The sequence below is a fragment of the Massilia glaciei genome, from assembly GCF_003011895.2.
GTDB lineage: Bacteria > Pseudomonadota > Gammaproteobacteria > Burkholderiales > Burkholderiaceae_D > Telluria_A > Telluria_A glaciei.
Map to the genome: position 1 here is coordinate 11,746 of NZ_PXWF02000259.1, position 21,640 is coordinate 33,385.

Consider the following 21,640-nt stretch of genomic DNA (forward strand, 5'->3'; position numbering starts at 1 on the left):
GGCAAGAAGTTAGGCAAACACGGATCAAGGCGGCTATGGGTCCCCGCCCGCGCGGGGAAGACGGTTTTAAGGTCTGCTTCAAAGGCATACTTGACGCAAGAGGCGCAAACCGAAGAGGCGCAAACCGTAAAAGCGCAGAAGCGCAGAAGCGCAGAAGCGCGAACAACCACTTACGTCATCCCCGCGCAGGCGGGGACCCATAGGGCCGATGCACATCGCCGAGGCATCACCCTTCTCGGCCACGGGCAAGAAGTTAGGCAAACACGGATCAAGGCGGCTATGGGTCCCCGCCCGCGCGGGGAAGACGGTTTTAAGGTCTGCTTCAAAGGCATACTTGACGCAAGAGGCGCAAACCGAAGAGGCGCAAACCGTAAAAGCGCAGAAGCGCAGAAGCGCAGAAGCGCGAACAACCACTTACGTCATCCCCGCGCAGGCGGGGACCCATAGGGCCGATGCACATCGCCGAGGCATCACCCTTCTCGGCCACGGGCAAGAAGTTAGGCAAACACGGATCAAGGCGGCTATGGGTCCCCGCCCGCGCGGGGAAGACGGTTTTAAGGTCTGCTTCAAAGGCCTACTTCACGCGTCGGCAACTCGTTTTTGAGTTTTGCGACAACCTCCGGCGCGGGGAGGACGTGATTCTCCCGACCCGGGTCCGCCCGGTGGCGATTTGGTCCCCTGCCCGCGCGGGGGGGCGACGTGGAACCAGGTGCTTCGCAGATGAAAATGATGGACCGATTCAAACTAAGTAAAACCAAACGCCGGCTGCTGCTGGCGATCGCGGCGGCGGCCTGCCTGGCCAGCTGCTCCGGCATCAACTACTACGCCCAGGCGGCGCACGGCCAGCTCTCGCTGCTGGCCGACGCCAGGCCGGTCGACGATTGGCTGGCCGACGCCTCCACCGACGCCAAGCTCAGAGAGCGGCTCGCCTCTGCGCGCCAGATCCGCCGCTTCGCGGTCGAGCATCTGGGCCTGCCCGACAACGCCAGCTACCGCAACTACGCCGCCCTCAAGCGCCCCTACGTGCTGTGGAACGTGGTGGCCGCGCCCGAACTGTCGCTGGTGCCGCGCGAGTGGTGCTTCCCGGTGGCCGGCTGCGTCAACTACCGCGGCTACTACGCCAAACAGGGCGCGCTCGACTTCGCCCGCGAACTGCGCGCCGGCGGCGACGACGTGCAGGTCGGCGGCGTGCCCGCCTACTCCACGCTGGGCTGGTTCAACGACCCCTTGATCTCGACCTTCATCCACTACCCCGACGCCGAACTGGCGCGCCTGATCTTCCACGAGCTCTCGCACCAGGTGGTGTACGCGCCCGGCGACTCGCAGTTCAACGAGTCCTTCGCCAGCGCGGTCGAGGAGGCCGGCGTCGAGCGCTGGCTGGCCGCCCACGGCAACGACGCCATGCGCGCCAAATACGCCGCGTTCTCGGTCCGCAAGGCGGACTTCATCGGCCTGCTGCTCAAGATCCGCCGCGCGCTCGAGCAAAACTACGCCTCCGCCGCCCCCGTCGAGCAAAAACGCGCGGCCAAGGCGCGCCTGTTCCAGCAACTGACGAACGAGTATCAGGAGCTCAAAAGGAACTGGGGCGGCTACGCCGGCTACGACCGCTTTTTCGCCGAACCGCTGTCGAACGCCCATCTGGCCTCGGTGGCCACCTACAACGACTTCGTGCCGGCCTTCCGCGCGCTGCGCGCGCGCGAGGGGGGCTTCCCGGGGCTGTACGCGGCCGTGCGCGAGCTCGCCGGCCTGAGCCAGGAGGAGCGCCACCGCCGCCTGCACCAAATCGGGGGCACCACCGCGCCGCCGAAAGCGCGTGCTGCGCCGCAGCAATGAGGCTTTCTGTAGAGGGCTTGCTCAAATTGCAGCAAAAGCGCTTGCATCCAGACGCGTCGCCCGATAGCATCAAGGTTAGAAGTAACAAAGCGCCTGCTTTTCTGGCGCTTATGCTGCTCAACTGGCGCGAAGCGCCGGACCTATAACGATAACTATCAGAGACAGAGGCAGACATGGATAAATTTTGGCTGAAATCGTATCCGAGCGGCGTTCCAGCGGAGATCAACCCGGACCAGTACAAATCGCTGGTGCAACTGCTTGAGGAGTCGTTCAAGAAATTCGCATCCCGCAATGCCTATGTCTGCATGGACAAGTACCTGACCTACGCCGAGGTCGACATGTACTCGCAGCGCATGGCCGCCTGGCTGCAAAGCCGCGGCCTGCAAAAAGGCGCGCGCGTGGCCATCATGATGCCCAACGTGCTCCAGTATCCGATCGCGATCGCCGCGATCCTGCGCGCCGGCTACACCGTGGTCAACGTCAATCCCCTCTACACGCCGCGCGAACTCGAGCACCAGCTCATCGATTCGGGCAGCGAGGCCATCATCGTCCTCGAGAACTTCGCCACCACGCTCGAGCAGGTCCTGGCGAAAACCCCGATCAAACACGTCGTCGTCGCCAACATGGGCGAAATGCTCGGCTTCCCGAAAAGCTTGATCGTCAATTTCGTGGTCCGCAACGTCAAGAAGCTGGTGCCCGCGTTCTCGCTGCCGAACGCGGTGCGCTTCATGGACGTACTCGCGCAGGGCTCGAAGATGACCTTCAAGCCGGTGCCGGCCACCCCGACCGACGTCGCATTTTTGCAATACACGGGCGGCACCACTGGCGTCTCGAAGGGCGCCACGCTGACACACCGCAACATCATCGCCAACGTGCTGCAAAGCGAGGCCTGGTCGCAGCCGGCGCTGGCCAAGGCGCCCGTGGTCGAGCAGGTCACGATCGTGTGCGCGCTGCCGCTGTACCATATCTTCGCGCTGACCGCGTGCGCGATGTGGGGCACCCGCGTGGGCGCGCTCAACATCCTGATCCCGAACCCGCGCGACATCGGCGGCTTCATCAAAGAGCTGTGCAAGTACAAGATCAACATGCTGCCGGCCGTCAACACGCTCTACAACGCGCTGCTCAACCACCCCGACATCGGCAAGGTCGACTTCTCGGCGCTCAAGATCTCCAACGGCGGCGGCATGGCGGTGCAGCAGAGCGTCAACGACAAATGGAAGAAGGCGACCGGCACCTGCATCATCGAAGGTTACGGCCTGTCCGAAACCTCGCCGGTGGCCACCTGCAACCGCGCCGACCTGACCGAGTTCTCTGGCACCATCGGCCTGCCGGTGCCGTCGACCGACATCGCGATCCTCGACGACGATGGCATCCCGGTGGCGCTCGGCGAGCGCGGCGAGATCGCCATCCGCGGCCCGCAGGTCATGGCCGGCTACTGGAACCGCCCCGACGAGACGGCGCGCGTGATGACGCCGGACGGCTTCTTCAAGTCGGGCGACGTCGGCATCATGGATGCGAACGGCTACGTCCGGATCGTCGACCGCAAGAAGGACATGATCCTGGTGTCGGGCTTTAACGTCTATCCGACCGAAATCGAAGAAGTCGTCTCGGGCATCCCGGGCGTGCTCGAATGCGCCTGCATCGGCGTGCCCGACGAGCATTCCGGCGAGGCCGTCAAGGTGTTCATCGTGCGCAAGGACCCGAACCTGACGACCGAGAAGGTCATGGAGCACTGCAAAGAACAGTTGACCGGCTACAAAAAGCCGAAGTACATCGAGTTCCGCGACGAGCTGCCCAAGACCCCGGTCGGCAAGATCCTGCGGCGCGTCCTGCGCGACGAGAAGAAGGCCGCATAAGCATCGCAGCAAAAAAACCGCCCGGGCATCGGGCGGTTTTTTTTGCCCACCGCATTTATAACTACATGAACGAGGCATAGATGGACAAGTTTTGGCTCAAGTCGTACCAGGAGGGCGTGCCGGCGGAGATCGACTACACGCAGTACCGCTCGCTGACCCACCTGCTCGAGGAGGCGTTCGTCAAGTACGCCGACCGCAAGGCCTACGTCTGTATGGACAAGTCGCTGACGTACCGCGAAGTCGACCAGCTTTCGCAGAACATGGGCGCGTGGCTGCAGTCGCGCGGCATGCAGCCGGGCGCGCGCGTGGCCATCATGATGCCCAACGTGCTGCAGTACCCGATCGCGCTGGCCGCCGTGCTGCGCGCCGGCTATGTGATCGTCAACATCAACCCGCTCTACACCCCGCGCGAACTGCAGCACCAGCTGATCGACTCGGGCGCCGAGGCGATCATCGTGCTCGAGAATTTTGCCACCACGCTCGAGCAGGTGCTGCCCAAGACCCAGGTCAAGCACATCGTCACGGCGACCATCGGCGACATGCTCGGCTTGAAAGGCACGCTCGTCAACTTCGTGCTGCGCAACGTCAAGAAGATGGTGCCGGCGTTCTCGCTGCCGACCGCGATCGGCTTCAATAAGATGCTCGCCGACGGCGCTGGCATGAAGCTCAAACCGGTCACGCTCGGGCACGACGACATCGCCTTTTTACAATACACGGGCGGCACCACGGGCGTGTCCAAGGGCGCCGTGCTGCTGCACCGCAACGTGATCGCCAACGTGCTGCAGAACGAGGCCTGGCTGCAGCCGACCCTCAACACCCTGCCGCGCGACATGCAGCTGCAGTTCGTCTGCGCGCTGCCGCTTTACCATATCTACGCGCTCACGGTGTGCGCGCTGATGGCCACGCGGCTTGGCGGCATGAACGTGCTGATCCCGAACCCGCGCGACATGCCCGGTTTCGTCAAGGAGCTGCGCAAGTACAAGATCAACGTGTTCCCTGCCGTGAACACGCTCTACAACGGCCTGCTCAACAACCCCGATTTCGCCTCGCTCGACTTCTCGAGCTTCCGCGTGTGCAACGGCGGCGGCATGGCCGTGCAGCAGTCGGTGGCCGACCGCTGGCTCAAGCTGACCGGCTGCCCGATCGTCGAAGGCTACGGCCTGTCCGAGACCTCGCCGGTGGCCACCGCCAACCGCTGCGACATCAAGAGCTTCACCGGCACCATCGGCTATCCGTACCCGTCGACCGAGATCCTGATCCTCGACGACGACGGCGTGCCGGTCGCGCTCGGCGAGCGCGGCGAGATCGCCATCCGCGGGCCGCAGGTCATGAAGGGCTACTGGAAGCGCGACGACGAGACCGCCAAGTCGATGACGGCCGACGGCTTCTTCAAGACCGGCGACGTGGGCATCATGGACGAGACCGGCAACACGCGCATCGTCGACCGCAAGAAGGACATGATCCTGGTGTCGGGCTTTAACGTCTACCCGACCGAGGTCGAGGAGGTCGTATCGGGCCATCCGGGCGTGTTCGAATGCGCCTGCATCGGCGTGCCGGACAAAAATTCGGGCGAGGCGGTCAAGCTGTTCGTGGTGCGCAAGGACCCGAACCTGACCACCGAGGACCTGATGGCCTACTGCGTGAAGGAGCTGACGGCCTACAAGAAGCCCAAGCACATCGAGTTCCGCGACGAACTGCCGAAGACCCCGGTCGGCAAGATCCTGCGGCGCGAACTGCGCGACACCAAGCAGGCGGCGTAACAAAAAAAGGACCTTCGGGTCCTTTTTTTACAGCCGCTCGATCTTGGGATCGCCGTCGGCGAGCGCGAAGCTGGCCAGCGTGGCCAGCGTCGACTTCTGGTCGCGCACGTCGGCCAGCCCCAGGAAATGGGTGGTCGTGCGTGCGGGCGATATCTCCATGAGCATGAAGCCGCGCTTGTCGCTGCGCCCGTACTTGGTGTGCGGGTTCATGTCGAGGTACTGCAGGGTGCGCGCCTGCGGGCGCGAGCTCGAGGTGATCGAGGTGCCGCAGAATTCGGCCGCCACGACCGGGTTGCGCGTCGACGCCGGGCGGTTGAAATCGGTGCGCAGTTCGCTCGCGTAGAAGGTGTGCACGTCGCCGGCCAGCACCACCGGATTGGCCGCGCCGCTATGCCGCAACGCCTCGAACAGGCGCGCGCGCGCCATCGGATAGCCGTCCCAGCCGTCGGTCCAGAAGCGCCCGCCGTCGGGCCGCACGATCGGGGTCTGGCTCGACTGCGCCATAGGGGTTTGCTGCGCGATGATGTTCCAACGCGCCTTTGATGCGCGCAGGCCGGCGGCGAGCCAGTCCTCCTGCGCTTGCCCCAGCATGCTGCGCGACGGGTCGAGCAGGCCGGGGCAGCGGCGCGGCCCGGTCGAGGTCGAGCCGCCGCGCCCGGGTGGCTGGCAGGCCTGGGCGCTGCGGTACTGGCGCGTGTCGAGCAGGTGGAAGCGCGCCAGCCGGCCCCACGCGTGGTGCCCGATTGTTCGCAGGTCGGCGAAGCGCATGCCGGCCGGCGCCGCCACGCGCAGCGGCATATGCTCGTAGAAGGCCTGGTAGGCGTTGGCGCGGCGCTGCAAAAAATCCGGCGCGAGCCGTTCGTCGCGGCCTGCGGCGTAGTCGTTGGCCACCTCGTGGTCGTCCCAGGCCACGATCCACGGCGCGGCGTGGTGCGCCGTTTGCAGGTCGGGGTCGCTCTTGTACTGGGCGTAGCGGGCGCGGTACTGCGTCAGTGTGAAGCTTTCGTCGCTGCGCACCGCGCGCGGCGGGTGGGTGCGCCGCAGCGGGCCCCATTCGTAGATGTAGTCGCCGAGGAAGGCGACCAGGTCGGGCGCGGCGGCGGCGATGTGGCGGTGCGCCGCGTAGCTGCCAAACTCCCAATGCTGGCACGAGGCCACGGCCAGCTTGAGCATGGCGGGCATGGCGTCGGGCGCGGGCGCGGTGCGGGTGCGCCCGACCGGGCTGACGGCGGCACCGAGCATGAAGCGGTACCAGTACCAGCGTCCCGGCGCCAGCCCGCGCACGTCGACGTGCACGCTGTGCGCGAGCGCCGGCTCGGCGCGTGCGCTGCCGCGCGCGGCGATGCGGCCGAAGGCGGCGTCCTCGGCCACCTCCCAGCGCACCGGGTAGGCCACGGCCGGCGCCGGCGCCGGATCGAACGGGTCGGCCAGGATGCGGGTCCAGAGGATGACCGAGTCGGGCAGCGGCGAACCGGAGGCCACGCCCAGGCTGAACGGATAGGCGCTGCCGGCGGCGCGCACCAGCGCGGGGCCGCCGGCAAGGGCGCCGGCGCCGGCCAGGCCGGCCAGGATGAGTCGGCGCGTGGGGTCCATGGCCGCGGAGAGGTTAGAAGGAGGTGGGCGCGTCAGCCGCCGATCAGGGTTTCGATCGGTGGCAGCTGGCGCGGCTTGCGGTCGCTGCCGGTGGCGACGTAGGTCAGGGTGGCCTCGGTCACCTTGACGGTGTCGGCCTGCAGGCGGTTGCGCTCGGCGTAGACCTCGACATACACGGTGATCGAGGTGTTGCCGACCTTGACGATGTCGGCGTAGAACGTGAGCAAGTCGCCGACGAAGACCGGGTTTTTGAACAGGAAGGAATTGACGGCGATGGTCGCGACGCGGCCGTTGGCGCGCCGGGTCGCCGGGAGCGAGCCGGCGATGTCCACCTGGGCCATGATCCAGCCGCCAAAGACGTCGCCGTAGACATTGGCGTCGGACGGCGCGGGCATCACGCGCAGTTGCGGCATTTTACCGGCGGGCAGTCCGCCGGTGGCGGCGCTGGAGGCAACGCTGGTGGCAGCGACGGAGGCGGCGTTTTGGGGCAGGGTCATCTTGAATTCTCATGAAAGGCTACAATCGGTCAGATTGAACCATAAATCCCAAACATCTGCCCATGCGTAACCACTCCCGAAGCACCGAGCCCGCCCCGAAGACCGATCCGAAGGCCGTCACGCGGACCGACTGGGCCACGATCAAGACCCTGATCCCGTATCTGTGGGTCTACAAATGGCGCGTGCTGGCCGCGATGGCATGCCTGATCGCGGCCAAGCTGGCCAACGTCGGCGTCCCGCTCGTGCTCAAGCAACTGATCGACCAGCTCAGCATCAAGGCCAGCGACCCTTACGCGCTGCTGGTGCTGCCGCTCGGCGCGCTGGTCGCGTATGGCCTGCTGCGCCTGTCGACCAGCGTGTTCACCGAGCTGCGCGAATTCCTGTTCTCGCGCGTGACGCAGCGCGCGGTGCGCACCATCGCGCTGAGGGTGTTCCGCCACATGCACGCGCTGTCGCTGCGCTTCCACCTGAACCGCCAGACCGGCGGCATGACGCGCGACATCGAACGCGGCACGCGCGGCGTCAGTTCGCTGATCTCGATGTCGCTGTTTAACATTTTGCCGACGCTGGTCGAGATCACGCTGGTGCTGACCTACCTCGTGCTCAAGTACGACATCTGGTTCAGCGTGATCACGGCGGTGGCGCTGGTGAGCTACATCACGTTCACGGTGATCGTCACCGACTGGCGCACCCACTTCCGGCGCACCATGAACGACTTCGACTCCAAGGCGAGCACCAAGGCGATCGACTCGCTGATCAACTACGAGACGGTCAAGTACTTCGGCAACGAGGACTACGAGGCCAAGCGCTACGACGCCGGCCTGATGAGCTACGAGACGGCGGCGGTCAAGTCGCAAAGCTCGCTGGCGCTGCTCAACACGGGGCAGTCGGTGATCATCGCCACCGCCGTCACGCTCATTTTGTGGCGCGCGACCGAGGGCGTGATCGCCGGCACCATGACGCTCGGCGACCTTGTGCTGGTCAACGCCTTCATGATCCAGCTGTACATTCCGCTCAATTTTTTGGGCGTGATCTACCGCGAGATCAAACAGAACCTGGCCGACATGGAGCGCTTGTTCTCGCTGCTCGACCAGAACCGCGAGATCGCCGACGCCGACGGCGCCCGCCCGCTCGAGCCCAAGGGCGCGCGGGTGGTGTTCTCGCACGTCGAATTCAGCTACGAGGCCAAGCGCCAGATCCTGTTCGACGTCGACTTCGCGATCGAGGCCGGCACCACCACCGCCGTGGTCGGCCACAGCGGCTCGGGCAAGTCGACCCTGTCGCGCCTGCTGTTCCGCTTCTACGAAGTCAACGCCGGCGCCATCACCATCGACGGCCAGGACCTGCGCGAGGTGACCCAGGGGTCCTTGCGCGCGGCGATCGGGATCGTGCCGCAAGACACGGTGCTGTTCAACGACACGATCGAATACAACATCGCCTACGGCAAGCCCGGCTCGAGCAAGGAAGTCATCGTGGCGGCGGCGCGCGCGGCCTCGATCCACGACTTCATCGAGAGCCTGCCGGACGGCTACGCGACCATGGTCGGCGAACGCGGCCTGAAGTTGTCGGGCGGCGAAAAGCAGCGCGTGGCGATCGCGCGCACGCTGCTCAAGGATCCGGCGATCCTGATCTTCGACGAGGCGACCTCGGCGCTCGACTCCAAGGCCGAGCAGGCGATCCAGGCGCAGCTCAAGGACATCGCCAAGGACCGCACCACGCTCGTCATCGCGCACCGGCTGTCGACGGTGGCCGACGCCCAGCAGATCCTGGTACTCGACCACGGCCGCATCGTCGAGCGCGGCACGCACCAGTCGCTGCTGGCGCTCGACGGCTTGTACAAGCAGATGTGGGAGCGCCAGCTGGCGCGCCAGGACGAACAACTGGCATCGCCGGCCCTGGAGCTCGAATAGGGCCGAAAGATCTTCACCGAAAAATACCCAACATCATTCGCCGAATCCCCATCGTCATCCCCGAATACCCTACGTCATCCCCGCGAAGGCGGGGACCCATATTGAGTTTGCTTCCAGGCGGCGTCCCAAACTCCAGGCCAGGGGCTGCATGGCTGGATTTTCCAGAAACGCGTGAATGCGCGCGCCGCGGTTTCCGAAACGTCGCCACAACCATCGCCAGCGCCCTACATCTGGCGGAACAGGTGCAGGTAGGCGCGGCTCGCCTTGAGCACGTCGTTGCGGCCCTTGAGGTGGATGTCGGCGGTTTCGTTCAGGCCGCGCTTGACGTGGCTGATCGCGCACATGTTGACCACCACCGAGCGGTGCACCTGCGCGAACTGCGCCCCGTCTAGCTGGCCCAGCAGATCCCTTATCGGCGTGCGGATCAGCGCCTCGACCGGCTCGTCCTTGTCGTCGCGCCAGGCCACCAGGGTGTAGCCCTCGTCCGAGCGCAAAAAGTCGATGCGCTCGACCGGTATCAGGTGCAGCGTCTGGCCGACGCTGGCGCGGATCCAGCGCAGCGGCGCGGGCGCCGCGTGCTGGCGCAGGCTGGCGGCAAACTGATCGAGCATCGCCCCGGTGTCCATTGCCGGCTCGGCCGCCTGCAAGCGCTGCTTGAGGCGCGCCACGGTGTCGGCGAGGCGGGCCGGGTCGACCGGCTTGACCAGGTAGTCGAGCGCGCCCTGCGCGAACGCCTGCACGGCGTACTGGTCGTACGCGGTGACGAACACCAGGTGCGCGCGGCGCCCGATCTGGTGCGCCGCCTCCACCCCCGACACGCCCGGCATGTGCACGTCCAGAAAACAGATGTCGGGCCGGTGCCGCTCGAATTGCTCGATGGCCTCGCGCCCGTTGCGCGCCGTCGCCACCACCTCGAGCTCGGGCCAGGTATGGGCCAGCATGCGCGCCACGACCTCGCGCAGCAGCGGTTCGTCGTCGGCGATCAGGGCTGTCGGTCGCTGCCTCATTTGATGATCCTTTCGGCCGGGAAATCGAGTTCGACGCAGATGCCGTGCGGCTCGAGCGAGCTCAGGCGCAATTGCGCATTGCCGCTGAAAGCCTGTTGCAGCCGCTCGCGCAGGTTTGCCAGTCCGGTGCCCAGGCCATTGCCGGCCGCCTGCAGACCGACCCCGGTATCGCACACGCGCACCTGGCAGCGCTGGTTCAACAGCCGCACGTCGATCTCGATGCGCCCGCCTTCCTCGCTTGGGTCGATGCCGTGGCGCACCGCGTTCTCGACCAGCGTGAGCAGGGTCAGCGGCGGGCAGCGCAAGTCTAGCGCGGCGTCCTCGGCGTCGACCGCGTACTGCAGGCGGTCGGGCATGCGCATGTGCATGAGGTCGAGGTAGGCGCGCACCAGTTGCAACTCCTCGCCCAGCGTGGTCAGCGGCTCGTTCAGGCGCGGCACGGCCGCGCGCAGGTAGGCGACCAGGGCGCGCAGCACGGCCGAGGCCTGGGGCGAGCCGGCGTCGACCAGCGCCTGCACATTGGCCAGCGTGTTGAACAGAAAATGCGGCTGGACCTGCGACTGGAGCAGGCGCATGCGCGCGTCGAGCGCGCGCCGTTCGAGCTCGCTACGTTCGAGTTCGAACGCGAGCGCCTGGCCGCGGGCGAAGGCTTCGCGCTGGCGCAGCATCGCCGTCAGTGCGATCCAGGGGCCGAACAGCATGCCCGTGACCGACAGCATGACGAAGCCGGTGCGCTTCATATCGTGCAGCAGGAAGGCGAAACTATTCCCGGTCGTGATGAAGTAGGCCAGCAGCGCGGCCAGCGGCATCGCCACGACGACGGCCACCAGCTGCAGGACCCAGCGCGCGATCCATCCGGGCAGTCGCGCAGGCCACTGCTCGAACAGGCCGAACCCGAGCAGCGCGACGAAGCCGACCAGCAAGGCGCGCCCGACGACCAGGCTGGTGGGGGACTGCGAGGCAACGCTGTTGAGCAGGCCGATGAGGGTGGCGAAGACCAGCGTGGCGAGCAGGCGCCGCCAGCCGAGGGCGAGCGCGATGCCTTGTGTTTTGGAGGGGGAGGGCGCGATGAGCATGGTGGTGCGGTTATCCGGTGGGTCGACTGTTAGTCAAACAGTACCGGGGACTGCGGCCGGCGGCAAGCATGTTGCGATGGGTTGCGGTTTGCGGCCGTCGAGCGACGCTTGGTGGGCCCGTATGAAGAAGTTGCCAAACGGATAGATTTATAGTAAAGATACTTTTCCGGTTTTAACAATGACTTAAAAGTAGAGGGGGGTCAAATGGCTCCATTTAAAGATGGGTTTGTCGCACTGGCAACTGACCACAACGCCGCACTCCCTTTGAGGATCAATAACGCCGACCTGTCACTACTGCACAGTTTTTTTGATCCTTTGTTCACGCGCCTGGAATACATGGACAAGGGACGCTTCCGCGACGAACGGGCGCAACGGCGCGCGGCGTAATGCCTGCAATTGCTGGCGACCGGTCATTGGCAGACGCCGGAGCACTACCTGATGTTCAATAAATTGCTGTGCGGCCTGCCATTGCAGGAGCCGTTGGAGCTCGACGTGGCACTGACGGAACACGAGATCGGCATGTGCGAGAGCCTGCTGCACGCGGTCGTGAAGCAATGGAGTGGTATCGGTGAGCCCAGCCTGGAGGGGTTTCGTGGTAGCTGGCTGGTCAGGGACGGCAGCCTCAGTGAGCACAGCGGGCATTGGCAACTGACGGTGGAAAAACGGGCATACGACATTTTGCTCCAGCGCTCGCCGTTTTCGTTTTCGATGCTGCGCTTGCCGTGGATGGAAAAAGCGATACACGTTGCTTGGCTGGCATGACGGCAGCGCTTGCAGTTTGGTGAATTGGTAACGCGCGCAGGGCGACCAGATCAGCGCGCGCGGCAAGCTCGCCGCAAGCGGTGCCCTGCGGCGGCAGCCTAAAGTGGACGATCTTCAGATCCCCATGCCGGCGCCGGCGGCCAGTTCCGGCGCAGCCTCCACGTCTGCCGCGACCACGCGGTTGCGGCCTTCCGCCTTGGCCCGGTACAGGGCGAGGTCGGCGCAACCGATCAGTTCGTCGGGACTGCGTCCATCGCCAGGAAAGCAGGCTATGCCGATAGACAGCGTCGCGTTGATGTTTGCGGCGCCAAACCGCACGGTTTTCCCGGCAAACTCGGCGCGCAATTGCTCGCCGCGCAGCAAGGCATTGGCGACCGACATATTCGGCAGCAGCAGCAGGAATTCTTCCCCGCCATAGCGGCAAGCCACGTCCGATGAACGAATGCTTGCCATCAGCAATGCCGCCAGTTCCTTCAGGACCGCATCGCCGCCCTGGTGCCCGTACGTGTCGTTAACCTTCTTGAAATAGTCGATGTCCAACATCATCAGGCACAGGGGAATTTGGTCGCGTTCGCAGCGCGCCAACTCGTGCGGGACGATCGTGTCGAGATAGCGGCGGTTGAACAAACCGGTCATCGGGTCGTGCAGGGCTTGCTCCTTGAGCTGGTCCTGCAGTGCCTTGATTTCCGCGAGTTGCTGTTGCAGCATCTCGTTGTTTGCAATTAAGGCCTGCTCGCCCAGACGCAGGCTCTCGCGCGTCGTGCGCAGTTGCAGATTGCGCGCATTGGACGCGTTACCTATCGCGATCAGGTATGCCGACAGGCTCAACATCAGCAGCAGCGTGGCAGGCCAGCCCGTGTCGGGCGTGAACCGGAAACCGCCGATCGAGACCGAAAGCAGCATGCCGCAGAGCAAGGCGAGCGAGCCGTCGCGCATGCCCAGCCAGCCCCGGTTGATCGTGATATTGAGTGAAGTGGCGAGAAACAGAACGAAGCTTGGCCACAGGGCAAATCCGAGCCCGACTATCCACGCACCGATCAGCATGGAATCGAGCAGCAGGTTATTCAGCTCGGCTTTTTGGGAATCCCTGGCGCGGCAGGCAATGATATACAACAGGTGTGGGTACACCACGAACTGCAGGAAAAGGAGTGTCCAGAAAGCGGCGCCGGCGCCCTTGCCATAGCGGTCAAGGGCCATGCTCAGAAAGACCATTAAAAAGGACAGGGTGCGCAGGTGATAGTTGGTCTGCACGATCCAATGGGGACGTAAGGCTTTGCCGGCAAGGGGAAATAAGCTACGCATGAAATCAGTCTAGCATGCGCCTATCCAAATAATGATTTCGTTCATGCAAGTACCTAACTTGCGGAATGAATCTATCCCCGCGCACCCCAAAATGGGCTGCGGCGATCTTGAACATCGCCCATGCGCGGTTCGATCAAAACCGGCGAACACGCGCCGATCTTCTGCTTTGAAACTGACGGTTCGAGCGCTCGCCACGCTTCCAAAACTGATGGCGAGCACAATGCAGTGATGTTGTGACGGCGGTTACCCGATGACGGCAAGATGGAATTTGCCGGCGCGCGAAGCGGGGCCGTCAAGGACGGCGATACAGTCGTCGAGTTCGTCCAGCAAGTCTGCGTTCTGGCCAGCGTCCAGCCCCGCCAGACCCTCGGTGGCGACATGGCCGCGCATCGCTTTCATCGACACCAGACCTTCGGCCGCGTCGAACCATGCCATGTCGTCGATGCCATAGCCAAGGCCGGTTTCAGGATCGGCTGCCGCTTCGGATTCGCCGTCGCCTTCCTCGTCATCCTCGTCATCCTCGTCATCGAAGTCGTCCATGTTGAATTCCAAGTCGGTGAAATCCTTGAATTCGTTGAGCTTGCGCACGCCCGCAAGCTCGCAGACGGCATCGAGCGCGTCGGAATGGCGGTTCATCAGGGAGTGATCGTCACTATCTTTAGAGTAATTGCGCTCTTCCAGGGTGTGAATCCAGAGTGTCATGCCCATGCGGCCTTGCTCCTGAAATCGTTTTTATAACTTTAACGTGCACGCCGATGTCGGAAACAGTTTGGAAGCGGCACTCTATCGAATTTTTCATAGAATCGAGCTAAGGATGACGCTGACCGTCGGGTCAACATGGTGCCGCCGGTCCGGCCCGACGATCAGATTTTGCGCATTGAGGTCCTACTTTCTGTCTATTAAATGGGGCCTGCTAAAATTGCATATGAAGATGCCCGTAACGAGATTTTTAAGACCGCCCAAGGGCTGGACTCTCAGCCGTCAAGGCGCTTCAGATACAGCTTGTACGCCACGCCATGAATGTCGGGCACGGCTGACGACCAGGTAAATCCCATGCGCTCATACATCGGCAGCGCCACCGTCATGAGCTCACTCGTGTGCAGGGCAAAGACCTCGGCGCCGTCGCGCCGGGCGCGCTCGAGGCACGCCAGCGCCAAGGCCCGGCCCACCCCCAAGCCCCTCGCCCGCGGCGCGACCTCGAGCATCAGCATGATCGGCCACTCTGGCAAAAAGATGGCGCTCTTTGGCTTGCCCGGCCCGATATAGGCGACCGCGCCCACAATGTCGGCGCCCGCCCGCGCGACGATGATCTCGCCGCCGGCCGCCAGCGCCGCCATATCGGCGATGCGCTCCCTGAAAATCGGCCAATCGGTGTAGGCATGCTGGTACTGCGTGAACGCGGCGACGGCCAGGGCGTTCACCGCGCTGGCGTCTTGCGCAGCGAAATCGCGCAGCGCGAACGAAGGCGCGCCGCTCATGCCGAGGCCCCCTTCGCACCGAGTTCCTGCGCGCGGCCCGGCGGCAGCGCATGGAGCACGGCCATGCCCGCGCTGAACGATGGCAGCAGCGCGCCGTAGGTCCCGCGCGAGCGGCTGTCCATGCTGCCGAAATGCGCGTGCTCGACGCCATGGACCAGCTTGATATTTCCCGCCATCGCCTGCAGCAGTTTGTTGACCAGCGAGGCGCGCTCGAGCACGAGCGGCTCGCGCGACGCCAGCGTGCCGACGGTCAGCACGGCGAGATTGCACACCAGATCCTGCACCATCGAGCCGTTGTGCCCGGCGATGGTCGCGACGGCGCCGAGCAGCTCGCCGGTGTGGTTCGGGTTGTCGCCCTCGACCAGCGCAAAAACAAACTCGACCGGCCCTTGCGCCAGGAGGTTGAGTTCGAGCGAACCAAGCGTCGAGAGCGTCTCTTGCGCATCGGGCGCGAACAGATTGGCGAGCCACTTGCGCATGGGACGGCCCGCTTAGGGCTTTTTGTAGACCACGCCGTCCTTCATCACGAACTTGACCTGTTGCAGCACCGAGATGTCGGCCAGCGGGTCGCCGCTGACGGCGACGAGGTCGGCGGCAAAGCCCGCCTCGAGCGAGCCGAGCCGGTTGGATTGGTCGAGCAGGGTGGCCGCGTGCAGCGTTGCCGCGCGGATCGCCTCGAGCGCCGGCATGCCCGCCTCGACCATGTACCCGAACTCCTTGGCGTTGTCGCCGTGTGGGAACACGCCTGCATCGGTGCCGAACGCGATCTTGACGCCGGCCTTGTAGGCGCGCGCGAAGGTGGCCGCCAGCTGCGGTCCGATCGCGCTCGCTTTTGGGCGCACCAGCGGCGAGTAGTAATCGGCCTGCTTGGCCATCTCGGCCACATAGCGTCCGGCCGACAGGGTCGGCACGTACCAGGCGCCGGTTTTCTTGAACAGGGCGATGACCTCGTCGTCCATGTAGGTGCCGTGCTCGACCGATTCGATGCCGGCGCGCAGCGCGCGCTTCATGCCCTCGGGGCCGTGCGCGTGCGCGGCCACCCGGAAGCCATAGTCCTTGGCCGTCTTGATGATGGCGCTTAGCTCGTCGTCGGTGAATTGCGCGTTCATGCCGTTGCGCGCCTGGCTGAGCACGCCGCCGGTGGCGGTCACCTTGATCAGGTCGGCGCCCTCCTTGTAGCGCTCGCGCACGGCCTGGCGCGCCTGTTCGGGGCTGTTGACCACGCCGTCGGCGGGGCCGGGCACGCCAATCGCGGCGCCGAAACGCTGCGACAGCTGGTTGGTCGGGTCGGCGTGGCCGCCCGTGGTCGCGATCGATTTGCCGGCGGTGAACATGCGCGGACCGCGGACGGCGCCGGCGGCGATCGCGTTCTTGAGCGCGACGGCGATGCCGCCCTCGGCGCCCAGGTCGCGCACCGTGGTGAAGCCCGCCATCAGCGTGCGTTCGGCAAGCGGGACCGCGCGCAGGGCCTGGTCGGCCGGATTGCGGGTCAGGGCGTCGCGCATCGCGTCGACTTGTTTCTGCGTCTCCATGCTCATATGCACGTGCATGTCGATCAGGCCGGGCAGGCAGGAGTGGGCGCCCAGGTCGATCTGGCCCTTGGTGTTGCCGGTCGGCGCGACCGACTTGATGATGTTGTTTTCGACCACCACGGTGACCCGTTCGCGCCAGGCGCCGGTCTTGACGTCGAGCAGGCGCCCGCAGTCGACCGTGACCGCGCCCGCGGCGGCGCTTTGCAACACCAGCATGAGTCCGAGTGCGGGGATTTTTTTCATGTTCAGCTCCAGAGTGGGACCTCGAAGATACACCAGTGAATAAAAAAAGCTTTCCGAATGGGAAAGCTTTTTAAAGTACGTTGCGGCTACGGCAGCGGCGCCGTCGCCAGCTCCTTATTGGCGGGCAGCGGCTCGGTCAGCTCGCCCTCCCACTTGGCCACGACGGCGGTGGCGATGCCGTTGCCGATCACGTTCGTGGCCGAGCGCGCCATGTCGAGGAAGTGGTCGATCGCGAACAGCATCACAAGGCCGGCCTCGGGGATGCCGAACTGGCTCAGCGTGGCGGCGATGACCACCAGCGAGGCGCGCGGCACGCCGGCCATGCCCTTGGAGGTGAGCATGAGCACCATCATCATCGTGATCTGGGTGCCGAGCGACATCTCGATGCCGTAGGCCTGGGCGATGAACACCACCGCGAAGGTGCAGTACATCATCGAGCCGTCGAGGTTGAACGAGTAGCCGATCGGCAGCACGAAGGCGGCGATCCGGTTGCGCACGCCGAAGCGCTCGAGGCCCTCGAGCGTTTTCGGAAAGGCCGCCTCGGACGAGGCGGTCGAGAACGCGAGCAGGGTCGGCTCGCGCAGTTCGGTCAGCAGGCGGAACACACGCGGCCCCAGAAACACGAAGCCGAGCACCGTGAGCACGATCCACAGCAGCACGATGGCTATGTAAAACTGTCCCATGAACACGCCGTAGCTGCCGAGCACCACCAGGCCCTTCGAGGCGATGATCCCCGAGACGGCCGCGAACACGGCCACCGGCGCCACGTTCATCACATAGCCGGTCACCTTGAGCATGACGTGGGCGACGCCGTCGATCGCGTCGATCAGCGGATTGGCGCGCTCGCCGACGGCGGCGGCGGCCACGCCGAAGAACAGCGAGAAGATCACGATCTGCAAGATCTCGTTCCTGGCCATGCCGTCGACGATCGACGACGGCACCAGGTGGGTGATGAATTCCTTGAGCGTGAGGCTGGTGGTGGCGAGGTCGGTGGCGGTGCCGATCGGCGGCGCCAGCTTGGCCAGCCAGATCGCGTCGCCCGGGCGGAACAGGTTGACCAAAATCAGGCCGAGCGAGAGCGAGATGATCGAGGCGATCACGAACCAGCCCAGCGCTTTGGCGCCGATGCGGCCCACCTCGTTGGCGTCGCCCATGCGCGCGATGCCGACCACCAGGGTCGAAAACACCAGCGGCGCGATGATCATCTTGATCAGCCGCAGGAACATGGTGGTGATCAGCGACATGTATTCGGCGTACTTGGCCGGCGCCGCCACGGTGAGGTTGATGACATAGCCGGCGACGATCCCGAGCACCAGGGCGGCAAGAATGTAGACGGTTAGGCGGTTGCGTTTATTCATCTTTATCTGACTTTCTCGGGCAAAATAGGGGGCCGGCCATGGCGCAAGGGGCGGGTGACGCAGTATCCTAGGCGGGCATAATGCTGTCAAGCACGCTTGGGAATGCCCCGAAAAACCACAAGAACGCCGAAAACATGATCGAACTGGACAATGTGAGCAAATGGTACGGCGCCTTTCCGGTGCTCAGCGGGTGCAGCGCGCGCGTGGGCAAGGGCGACGTGGTGGTCGTCTGCGGGCCTTCCGGCTCGGGCAAGTCGACCCTGATCAAGACCATCAACGGGCTCGAGCCGTTCCAGCAGGGCCAGTTGCTGGTCGACGGGGTCTCGGTGGGCGACCCCAAGACCGATCTGCCGGCGCTGCGCGCGCGCATCGGGATGGTGTTCCAGAATTTCGAGCTGTTTCCGCACCTGTCGGTGCGCCAGAACCTGACGCTGGGGCAGACCAAGGTGCTCGGGCGCGGCCTCGACGAGGCCACCGCCAAGGGGCTCGGCTACCTCGACCGGGTCGGCCTGCTGGCCCAGCAAGACAAATTCCCGAACCAGCTCTCGGGCGGCCAGCAGCAGCGCGTGGCGATCGCGCGCGCGCTGGCGATGGACCCGATCGCCATGCTGTTCGACGAGCCGACCTCGGCGCTCGACCCGGAGATGACCAGCGAGGTGCTCGACGTCATGGTCGCGCTGGCGAAGGACGGCATGACGATGATGGTGGTCACCCACGAGATGGGTTTCGCGCGCAAGGTGGCCGACCGCGTGCTGTTCATGGACCACGGCAAGATCGTCGAGGACAGCCCGACCGCCGCGTTCTTCAGCGCGCCCCAGGCCGAGCGCGCGCGGCAGTTCATGGGCAAGGTCCTGCACTGACAAACGAAGCTAAAGGTAGTCATCCTCCCGCTGGTGGCGCACCGCCAACACGGTGACCGTCGTCTCTTCGACCTCAAACAGCACGACATAGCCTGCGCTGCCGAACGCAATAAGCAGCTCCCTCAGGAATGGCGAGTCGGGCGCGGCTTTTCTACAGGTGAAGGGGAAATCCTTCAGCAACTCGAGGCCTTTCGCTATTGCGTGGCGTGCCCGGCGCGCGGTGGCGAGGTCGTGGGCGATGAGATAGGCGTTCAAGCGCCCCAGATCGTCGCGGGCCGACTTGGTAATCCGTACACGGAAGCTCACCTGCCCGCTTTCACTTCGGCGTCGCCCAGCATCTCGTCAAGGTCGCGCAGGATATCTTCGGCCGAGTAATACTCGCCGGTAAGCTTCGCCTCGTCGCGCGATGCCAGTCCGCGCGCGATGAATTCGCGTTGCGATTGGCGCCGCGTGATCTGCTGCCGCATGGACTGCTCGACGAAACTGGACAAGGTCTCGCCATCTTCCAATACGCTTTCGGCCGCCGCGCGCAGTTCCGGTGTGACACGCAGCGAGGGAATGGTGGACGTTTTCATCATGACTCCCTATGCGTTGCAATTGCGATGCAGCTTACCAAGCGCCGCCGCCAAAGGCAAGCGCGCGCAGCAGGCATGGCTGCGGGTAAAATGTCGGTAATCGTTTTTAGAAAGCCGACATGTCCCTCATCGCCACCCCCGACAGCCTGACCATCACCCGCCCCGACGACTGGCATCTGCACCTGCGCGACGGCGCCGCCCTCGCCAGCGTGCTGCCGCACAGCGCGCGCCAGTTCGCGCGCGCGATCGTGATGCCCAACCTGCGCCCGCCCGTGACGACCACGGCCGCCGCCGCCGCCTACCGCGACCGCATCCTGGCCGCGCTGCCCGATGGCATGCGCTTCGAGCCCCTGATGACGCTGTACCTGACCGACAACACCGACCCCGACGAGATCCGGCGCGCCCACGATAGCGGCTTCGTGCACGCGGTCAAACTGTACCCGGCCGGCGCCACCACCAATTCCGACGCCGGCGTGACCGACCTCACGCGCTGCTACAAAACGCTCGAGGTGATGCAGGAGCTGGGCGTGCCCTTCCTCGTGCACGGCGAGGTGACCGACGCCGAGATCGACCTGTTCGACCGCGAGGCGGTGTTCATCGAACGCGTGATGCGGCCGCTGCGGCGCGACCTGCCGGCCCTCAAGATCGTGTTCGAGCACATCACCACCAAGGACGCGGCGCAGTACGTGGCCGAGGCCGACGGCCCGATCGCCGCCACCATCACCGCGCACCACCTGCTCTACAACCGCAACGACATCTTCAAGGGTGGCATCCGGCCCCATTACTACTGCCTGCCCGTGCTCAAGCGCGAAGCGCATCGGCTGGCGCTGGTGACCGCGGCGACCAGCGGCGACGAGCGCTTTTTCCTCGGCACCGATTCGGCCCCGCACGCGGTCGGCGCCAAGGAGGCCGCCTGCGGCTGCGCCGGCTGCTACACCGCGCTGCACGCGATGGAAATGTACGCCGAGGCGTTCGAGCGCGCCGGCGCGCTCGACAAGCTCGAAGCCTTCGCCAGCTTCCACGGCCCCGAGTTCTACGACCTGCCGCGCAACACCGAAACCGTCACCCTCAAGCGCGAGGCCTGGACCATGCCCGACACCGTGCCGCTGGCCGAGTCGGCGCTGGTGCCGCTCAACGCGGGCGAGCAGATCAACTGGAAGATGTTGTAGGCCTTGCCAACGCTGCCCGCCATCGACTGGCCGCGTCCCTGGTACGATGCGGTGCGGCCGGCCTTCGAGCGGCTCGGGCTCGACCCGGGCGGCGTCGAGGCGGGCGCCGCGATGGACGCGTTCAACGCGGCGGCCGCCGCCACGGGATTGCGCAACCACCTCGGCATGCCGATCTCGTTCGTGCCGCAAAGCGCGCTGCCGGAGGGGCGCGCCTACGAGCAATTCATCGGCGCGACCGGCTGCGTGCCCACGCGCGAGAACCTGCACGATTTCTTCAACGCGCTCGTGTGGATGACTTTCCCGCGCATCAAATGCGCGCTCAACGCCTTGCAGTCGGCGCAGATCGCGCTGTCCGGCGTGGGCAAGTCGCGCGGGCCGGCGCGCGACGGCGCCACCATTTTCGACGAGAACAGCGCGCTGCTGGTGGTGCGCGCGTCAAGCGGGGGCGAGGCGCTGGTCGCCGCACTGCGCACGCACCGGTGGAGCGAGGCGCTGTTCGCGCGGCGCGCGCAGTTCGGGACCGACGCCCAGGTCTGGCTGTTCGGGCACGCGCTGATGGAAAAACTGGTCGCGCCGCGCAAGGCGATCACCGCGCACGTGCTGGTGGTGATGGCAGACGCCGCCTACTTCGCGCTCGCGCCCGCCGCGCAGCGCGCCTGGATCGACGAGCGGGTCGCGCGCGGCCTGGCCGACGGCGCCCTGAGCACCGCCAGCTTCACGCCGCTGCAGGTGCTCGGCGTGCCGGGCTGGTGGGAAGGGCAGGACCAGGCGTTCTACGCCGACACCAGCGTGTTTCGTCCGAAGCGCGTGGAATCAACCATTTGAGAAG

The 21,640-nt window shown here is 65.2% G+C and carries 21 protein-coding genes; 9 read left to right on the forward strand and 12 right to left on the reverse strand.

The annotated features are described in order from the left end of the window. The first annotated feature begins 726 nt into the window (after positions 1-726). The 3 genes from C7C56_RS18435 to C7C56_RS18445 all read left to right on the forward strand — a co-directional run bounded on the left by C7C56_RS18435 (position 727) and on the right by C7C56_RS18445 (position 5,449). Positions 727-1,833 carry an aminopeptidase gene (locus tag C7C56_RS18435; protein ID WP_229458858.1) on the forward strand — a complete coding sequence of 369 codons (1,107 nt, stop codon included), beginning with the start codon at positions 727-729 and terminating at the stop codon, positions 1,831-1,833. A 173-nt stretch (positions 1,834-2,006) separates the two neighbouring features. Continuing rightward, on the forward strand, positions 2,007-3,689 hold the full coding sequence (locus tag C7C56_RS18440) for a long-chain-fatty-acid--CoA ligase (protein WP_106758831.1): 1,683 nt from the start codon (positions 2,007-2,009) through the stop codon (positions 3,687-3,689). 80 nt (positions 3,690-3,769) lie between these two features. After that, positions 3,770-5,449, forward strand: coding sequence for a long-chain-fatty-acid--CoA ligase (locus C7C56_RS18445; protein ID WP_106758832.1), 1,680 nt, complete (start codon positions 3,770-3,772; stop codon positions 5,447-5,449). Between the two features lie 27 nt (positions 5,450-5,476). On the opposite strand, the gene C7C56_RS18450 is transcribed toward C7C56_RS18445, so the two are convergent. Both C7C56_RS18450 and C7C56_RS18455 read right to left on the reverse strand, forming a co-directional pair. Then, a complete protein-coding gene (locus C7C56_RS18450) occupies positions 5,477-7,042 on the reverse strand; it encodes an alkaline phosphatase D family protein (protein ID WP_106758833.1) in 1,566 nt (521 codons plus the stop codon). Between the two features lie 32 nt (positions 7,043-7,074). Continuing rightward, positions 7,075-7,539 (reverse strand): acyl-CoA thioesterase, encoded by a 465-nt coding sequence (locus C7C56_RS18455; protein ID WP_370660223.1) that lies wholly within the window; start codon positions 7,537-7,539, stop codon positions 7,075-7,077. A gap of 62 nt (positions 7,540-7,601) precedes the next feature. On the opposite strand from C7C56_RS18455, the gene C7C56_RS18460 reads away from it, so the two are divergent. Then, a complete protein-coding gene (locus tag C7C56_RS18460; RefSeq protein WP_106758834.1) occupies positions 7,602-9,449 on the forward strand; it encodes an ABCB family ABC transporter ATP-binding protein/permease in 1,848 nt (615 codons plus the stop codon). Positions 9,450-9,673: 224 nt separating this feature from the next. Here the strand turns inward: C7C56_RS18460 and C7C56_RS18465 are convergent, their stop codons facing one another. Further along, positions 9,674-10,456 carry a LytR/AlgR family response regulator transcription factor gene (locus tag C7C56_RS18465; protein ID WP_106758835.1) on the reverse strand — a complete coding sequence of 261 codons (783 nt, stop codon included), beginning with the start codon at positions 10,454-10,456 and terminating at the stop codon, positions 9,674-9,676. Beyond that, complete coding sequence (locus C7C56_RS18470) at positions 10,453-11,532, reverse strand: sensor histidine kinase (RefSeq protein WP_106758836.1); 1,080 nt, start codon at positions 11,530-11,532, stop codon at positions 10,453-10,455. Before C7C56_RS18470 ends, C7C56_RS18465 begins: the two co-directional genes overlap by 4 nt. A 204-nt stretch (positions 11,533-11,736) precedes the next feature. Here C7C56_RS18470 and C7C56_RS30750 point away from each other — a divergent pair, with 204 nt between their 5' ends. Further along, positions 11,737-11,919 (forward strand): contractile injection system tape measure protein, encoded by a 183-nt coding sequence (locus C7C56_RS30750; RefSeq protein ID WP_109246583.1) that lies wholly within the window; start codon positions 11,737-11,739, stop codon positions 11,917-11,919. Positions 11,920-11,928: 9 nt separating this feature from the next. After that, the gene (locus C7C56_RS18480; RefSeq protein WP_106758837.1) at positions 11,929-12,294 is read left to right on the forward strand and encodes a contractile injection system tape measure protein; all 366 of its coding nucleotides are present in this window, start codon (positions 11,929-11,931) and stop codon (positions 12,292-12,294) included. Between the two features lie 114 nt (positions 12,295-12,408). Here the strand turns inward: C7C56_RS18480 and C7C56_RS18485 are convergent, their stop codons facing one another. The 6 genes from C7C56_RS18485 to C7C56_RS18510 form a co-directional block, all read right to left on the reverse strand. Next, a complete protein-coding gene (locus C7C56_RS18485; protein WP_106758838.1) occupies positions 12,409-13,596 on the reverse strand; it encodes a sensor domain-containing diguanylate cyclase in 1,188 nt (395 codons plus the stop codon). Positions 13,597-13,839: 243 nt separating this feature from the next. Then, positions 13,840-14,304 (reverse strand): hypothetical protein, encoded by a 465-nt coding sequence (locus C7C56_RS18490; protein ID WP_146204546.1) that lies wholly within the window; start codon positions 14,302-14,304, stop codon positions 13,840-13,842. Between the two features lie 266 nt (positions 14,305-14,570). Continuing rightward, positions 14,571-15,074 carry a GNAT family N-acetyltransferase gene (locus C7C56_RS18495; protein ID WP_106758840.1) on the reverse strand — a complete coding sequence of 168 codons (504 nt, stop codon included), beginning with the start codon at positions 15,072-15,074 and terminating at the stop codon, positions 14,571-14,573. After that, positions 15,071-15,553 carry a hypothetical protein gene (locus C7C56_RS18500; RefSeq protein WP_106758841.1) on the reverse strand — a complete coding sequence of 161 codons (483 nt, stop codon included), beginning with the start codon at positions 15,551-15,553 and terminating at the stop codon, positions 15,071-15,073. Before C7C56_RS18500 ends, C7C56_RS18495 begins: the two co-directional genes overlap by 4 nt. Positions 15,554-15,565: 12 nt before the next feature. Continuing rightward, positions 15,566-16,849, reverse strand: coding sequence for an amidohydrolase family protein (locus C7C56_RS18505; protein WP_106758842.1), 1,284 nt, complete (start codon positions 16,847-16,849; stop codon positions 15,566-15,568). A gap of 86 nt (positions 16,850-16,935) precedes the next feature. Further along, complete coding sequence (locus C7C56_RS18510) at positions 16,936-18,207, reverse strand: dicarboxylate/amino acid:cation symporter (RefSeq protein WP_106758843.1); 1,272 nt, start codon at positions 18,205-18,207, stop codon at positions 16,936-16,938. A gap of 134 nt (positions 18,208-18,341) precedes the next feature. Here C7C56_RS18510 and C7C56_RS18515 point away from each other — a divergent pair, with 134 nt between their 5' ends. Continuing rightward, the gene (locus C7C56_RS18515; RefSeq protein ID WP_106758893.1) at positions 18,342-19,067 is read left to right on the forward strand and encodes an amino acid ABC transporter ATP-binding protein; all 726 of its coding nucleotides are present in this window, start codon (positions 18,342-18,344) and stop codon (positions 19,065-19,067) included. 9 nt (positions 19,068-19,076) lie between these two features. Here C7C56_RS18515 and C7C56_RS18520 read toward each other — a convergent pair whose 3' ends face one another. Together C7C56_RS18520 and C7C56_RS18525 are read right to left on the reverse strand one after the other, a co-directional pair. After that, positions 19,077-19,373 carry a type II toxin-antitoxin system RelE/ParE family toxin gene (locus tag C7C56_RS18520; protein ID WP_106758844.1) on the reverse strand — a complete coding sequence of 99 codons (297 nt, stop codon included), beginning with the start codon at positions 19,371-19,373 and terminating at the stop codon, positions 19,077-19,079. Continuing rightward, entirely contained in the window at positions 19,370-19,645 is a 276-nt protein-coding gene (locus tag C7C56_RS18525) for a YlcI/YnfO family protein (RefSeq protein WP_370660224.1), read from the reverse strand. Before C7C56_RS18525 ends, C7C56_RS18520 begins: the two co-directional genes overlap by 4 nt. A gap of 116 nt (positions 19,646-19,761) precedes the next feature. On the opposite strand from C7C56_RS18525, the gene pyrC reads away from it, so the two are divergent. Further along, the gene (pyrC, locus tag C7C56_RS18530; RefSeq protein ID WP_106758845.1) at positions 19,762-20,811 is read left to right on the forward strand and encodes a dihydroorotase; all 1,050 of its coding nucleotides are present in this window, start codon (positions 19,762-19,764) and stop codon (positions 20,809-20,811) included. Between the two features lie 3 nt (positions 20,812-20,814). Continuing rightward, positions 20,815-21,636 carry a DUF3025 domain-containing protein gene (locus tag C7C56_RS18535; RefSeq protein WP_106758846.1) on the forward strand — a complete coding sequence of 274 codons (822 nt, stop codon included), beginning with the start codon at positions 20,815-20,817 and terminating at the stop codon, positions 21,634-21,636. The last annotated feature ends 4 nt before the right edge of the window (positions 21,637-21,640 follow it).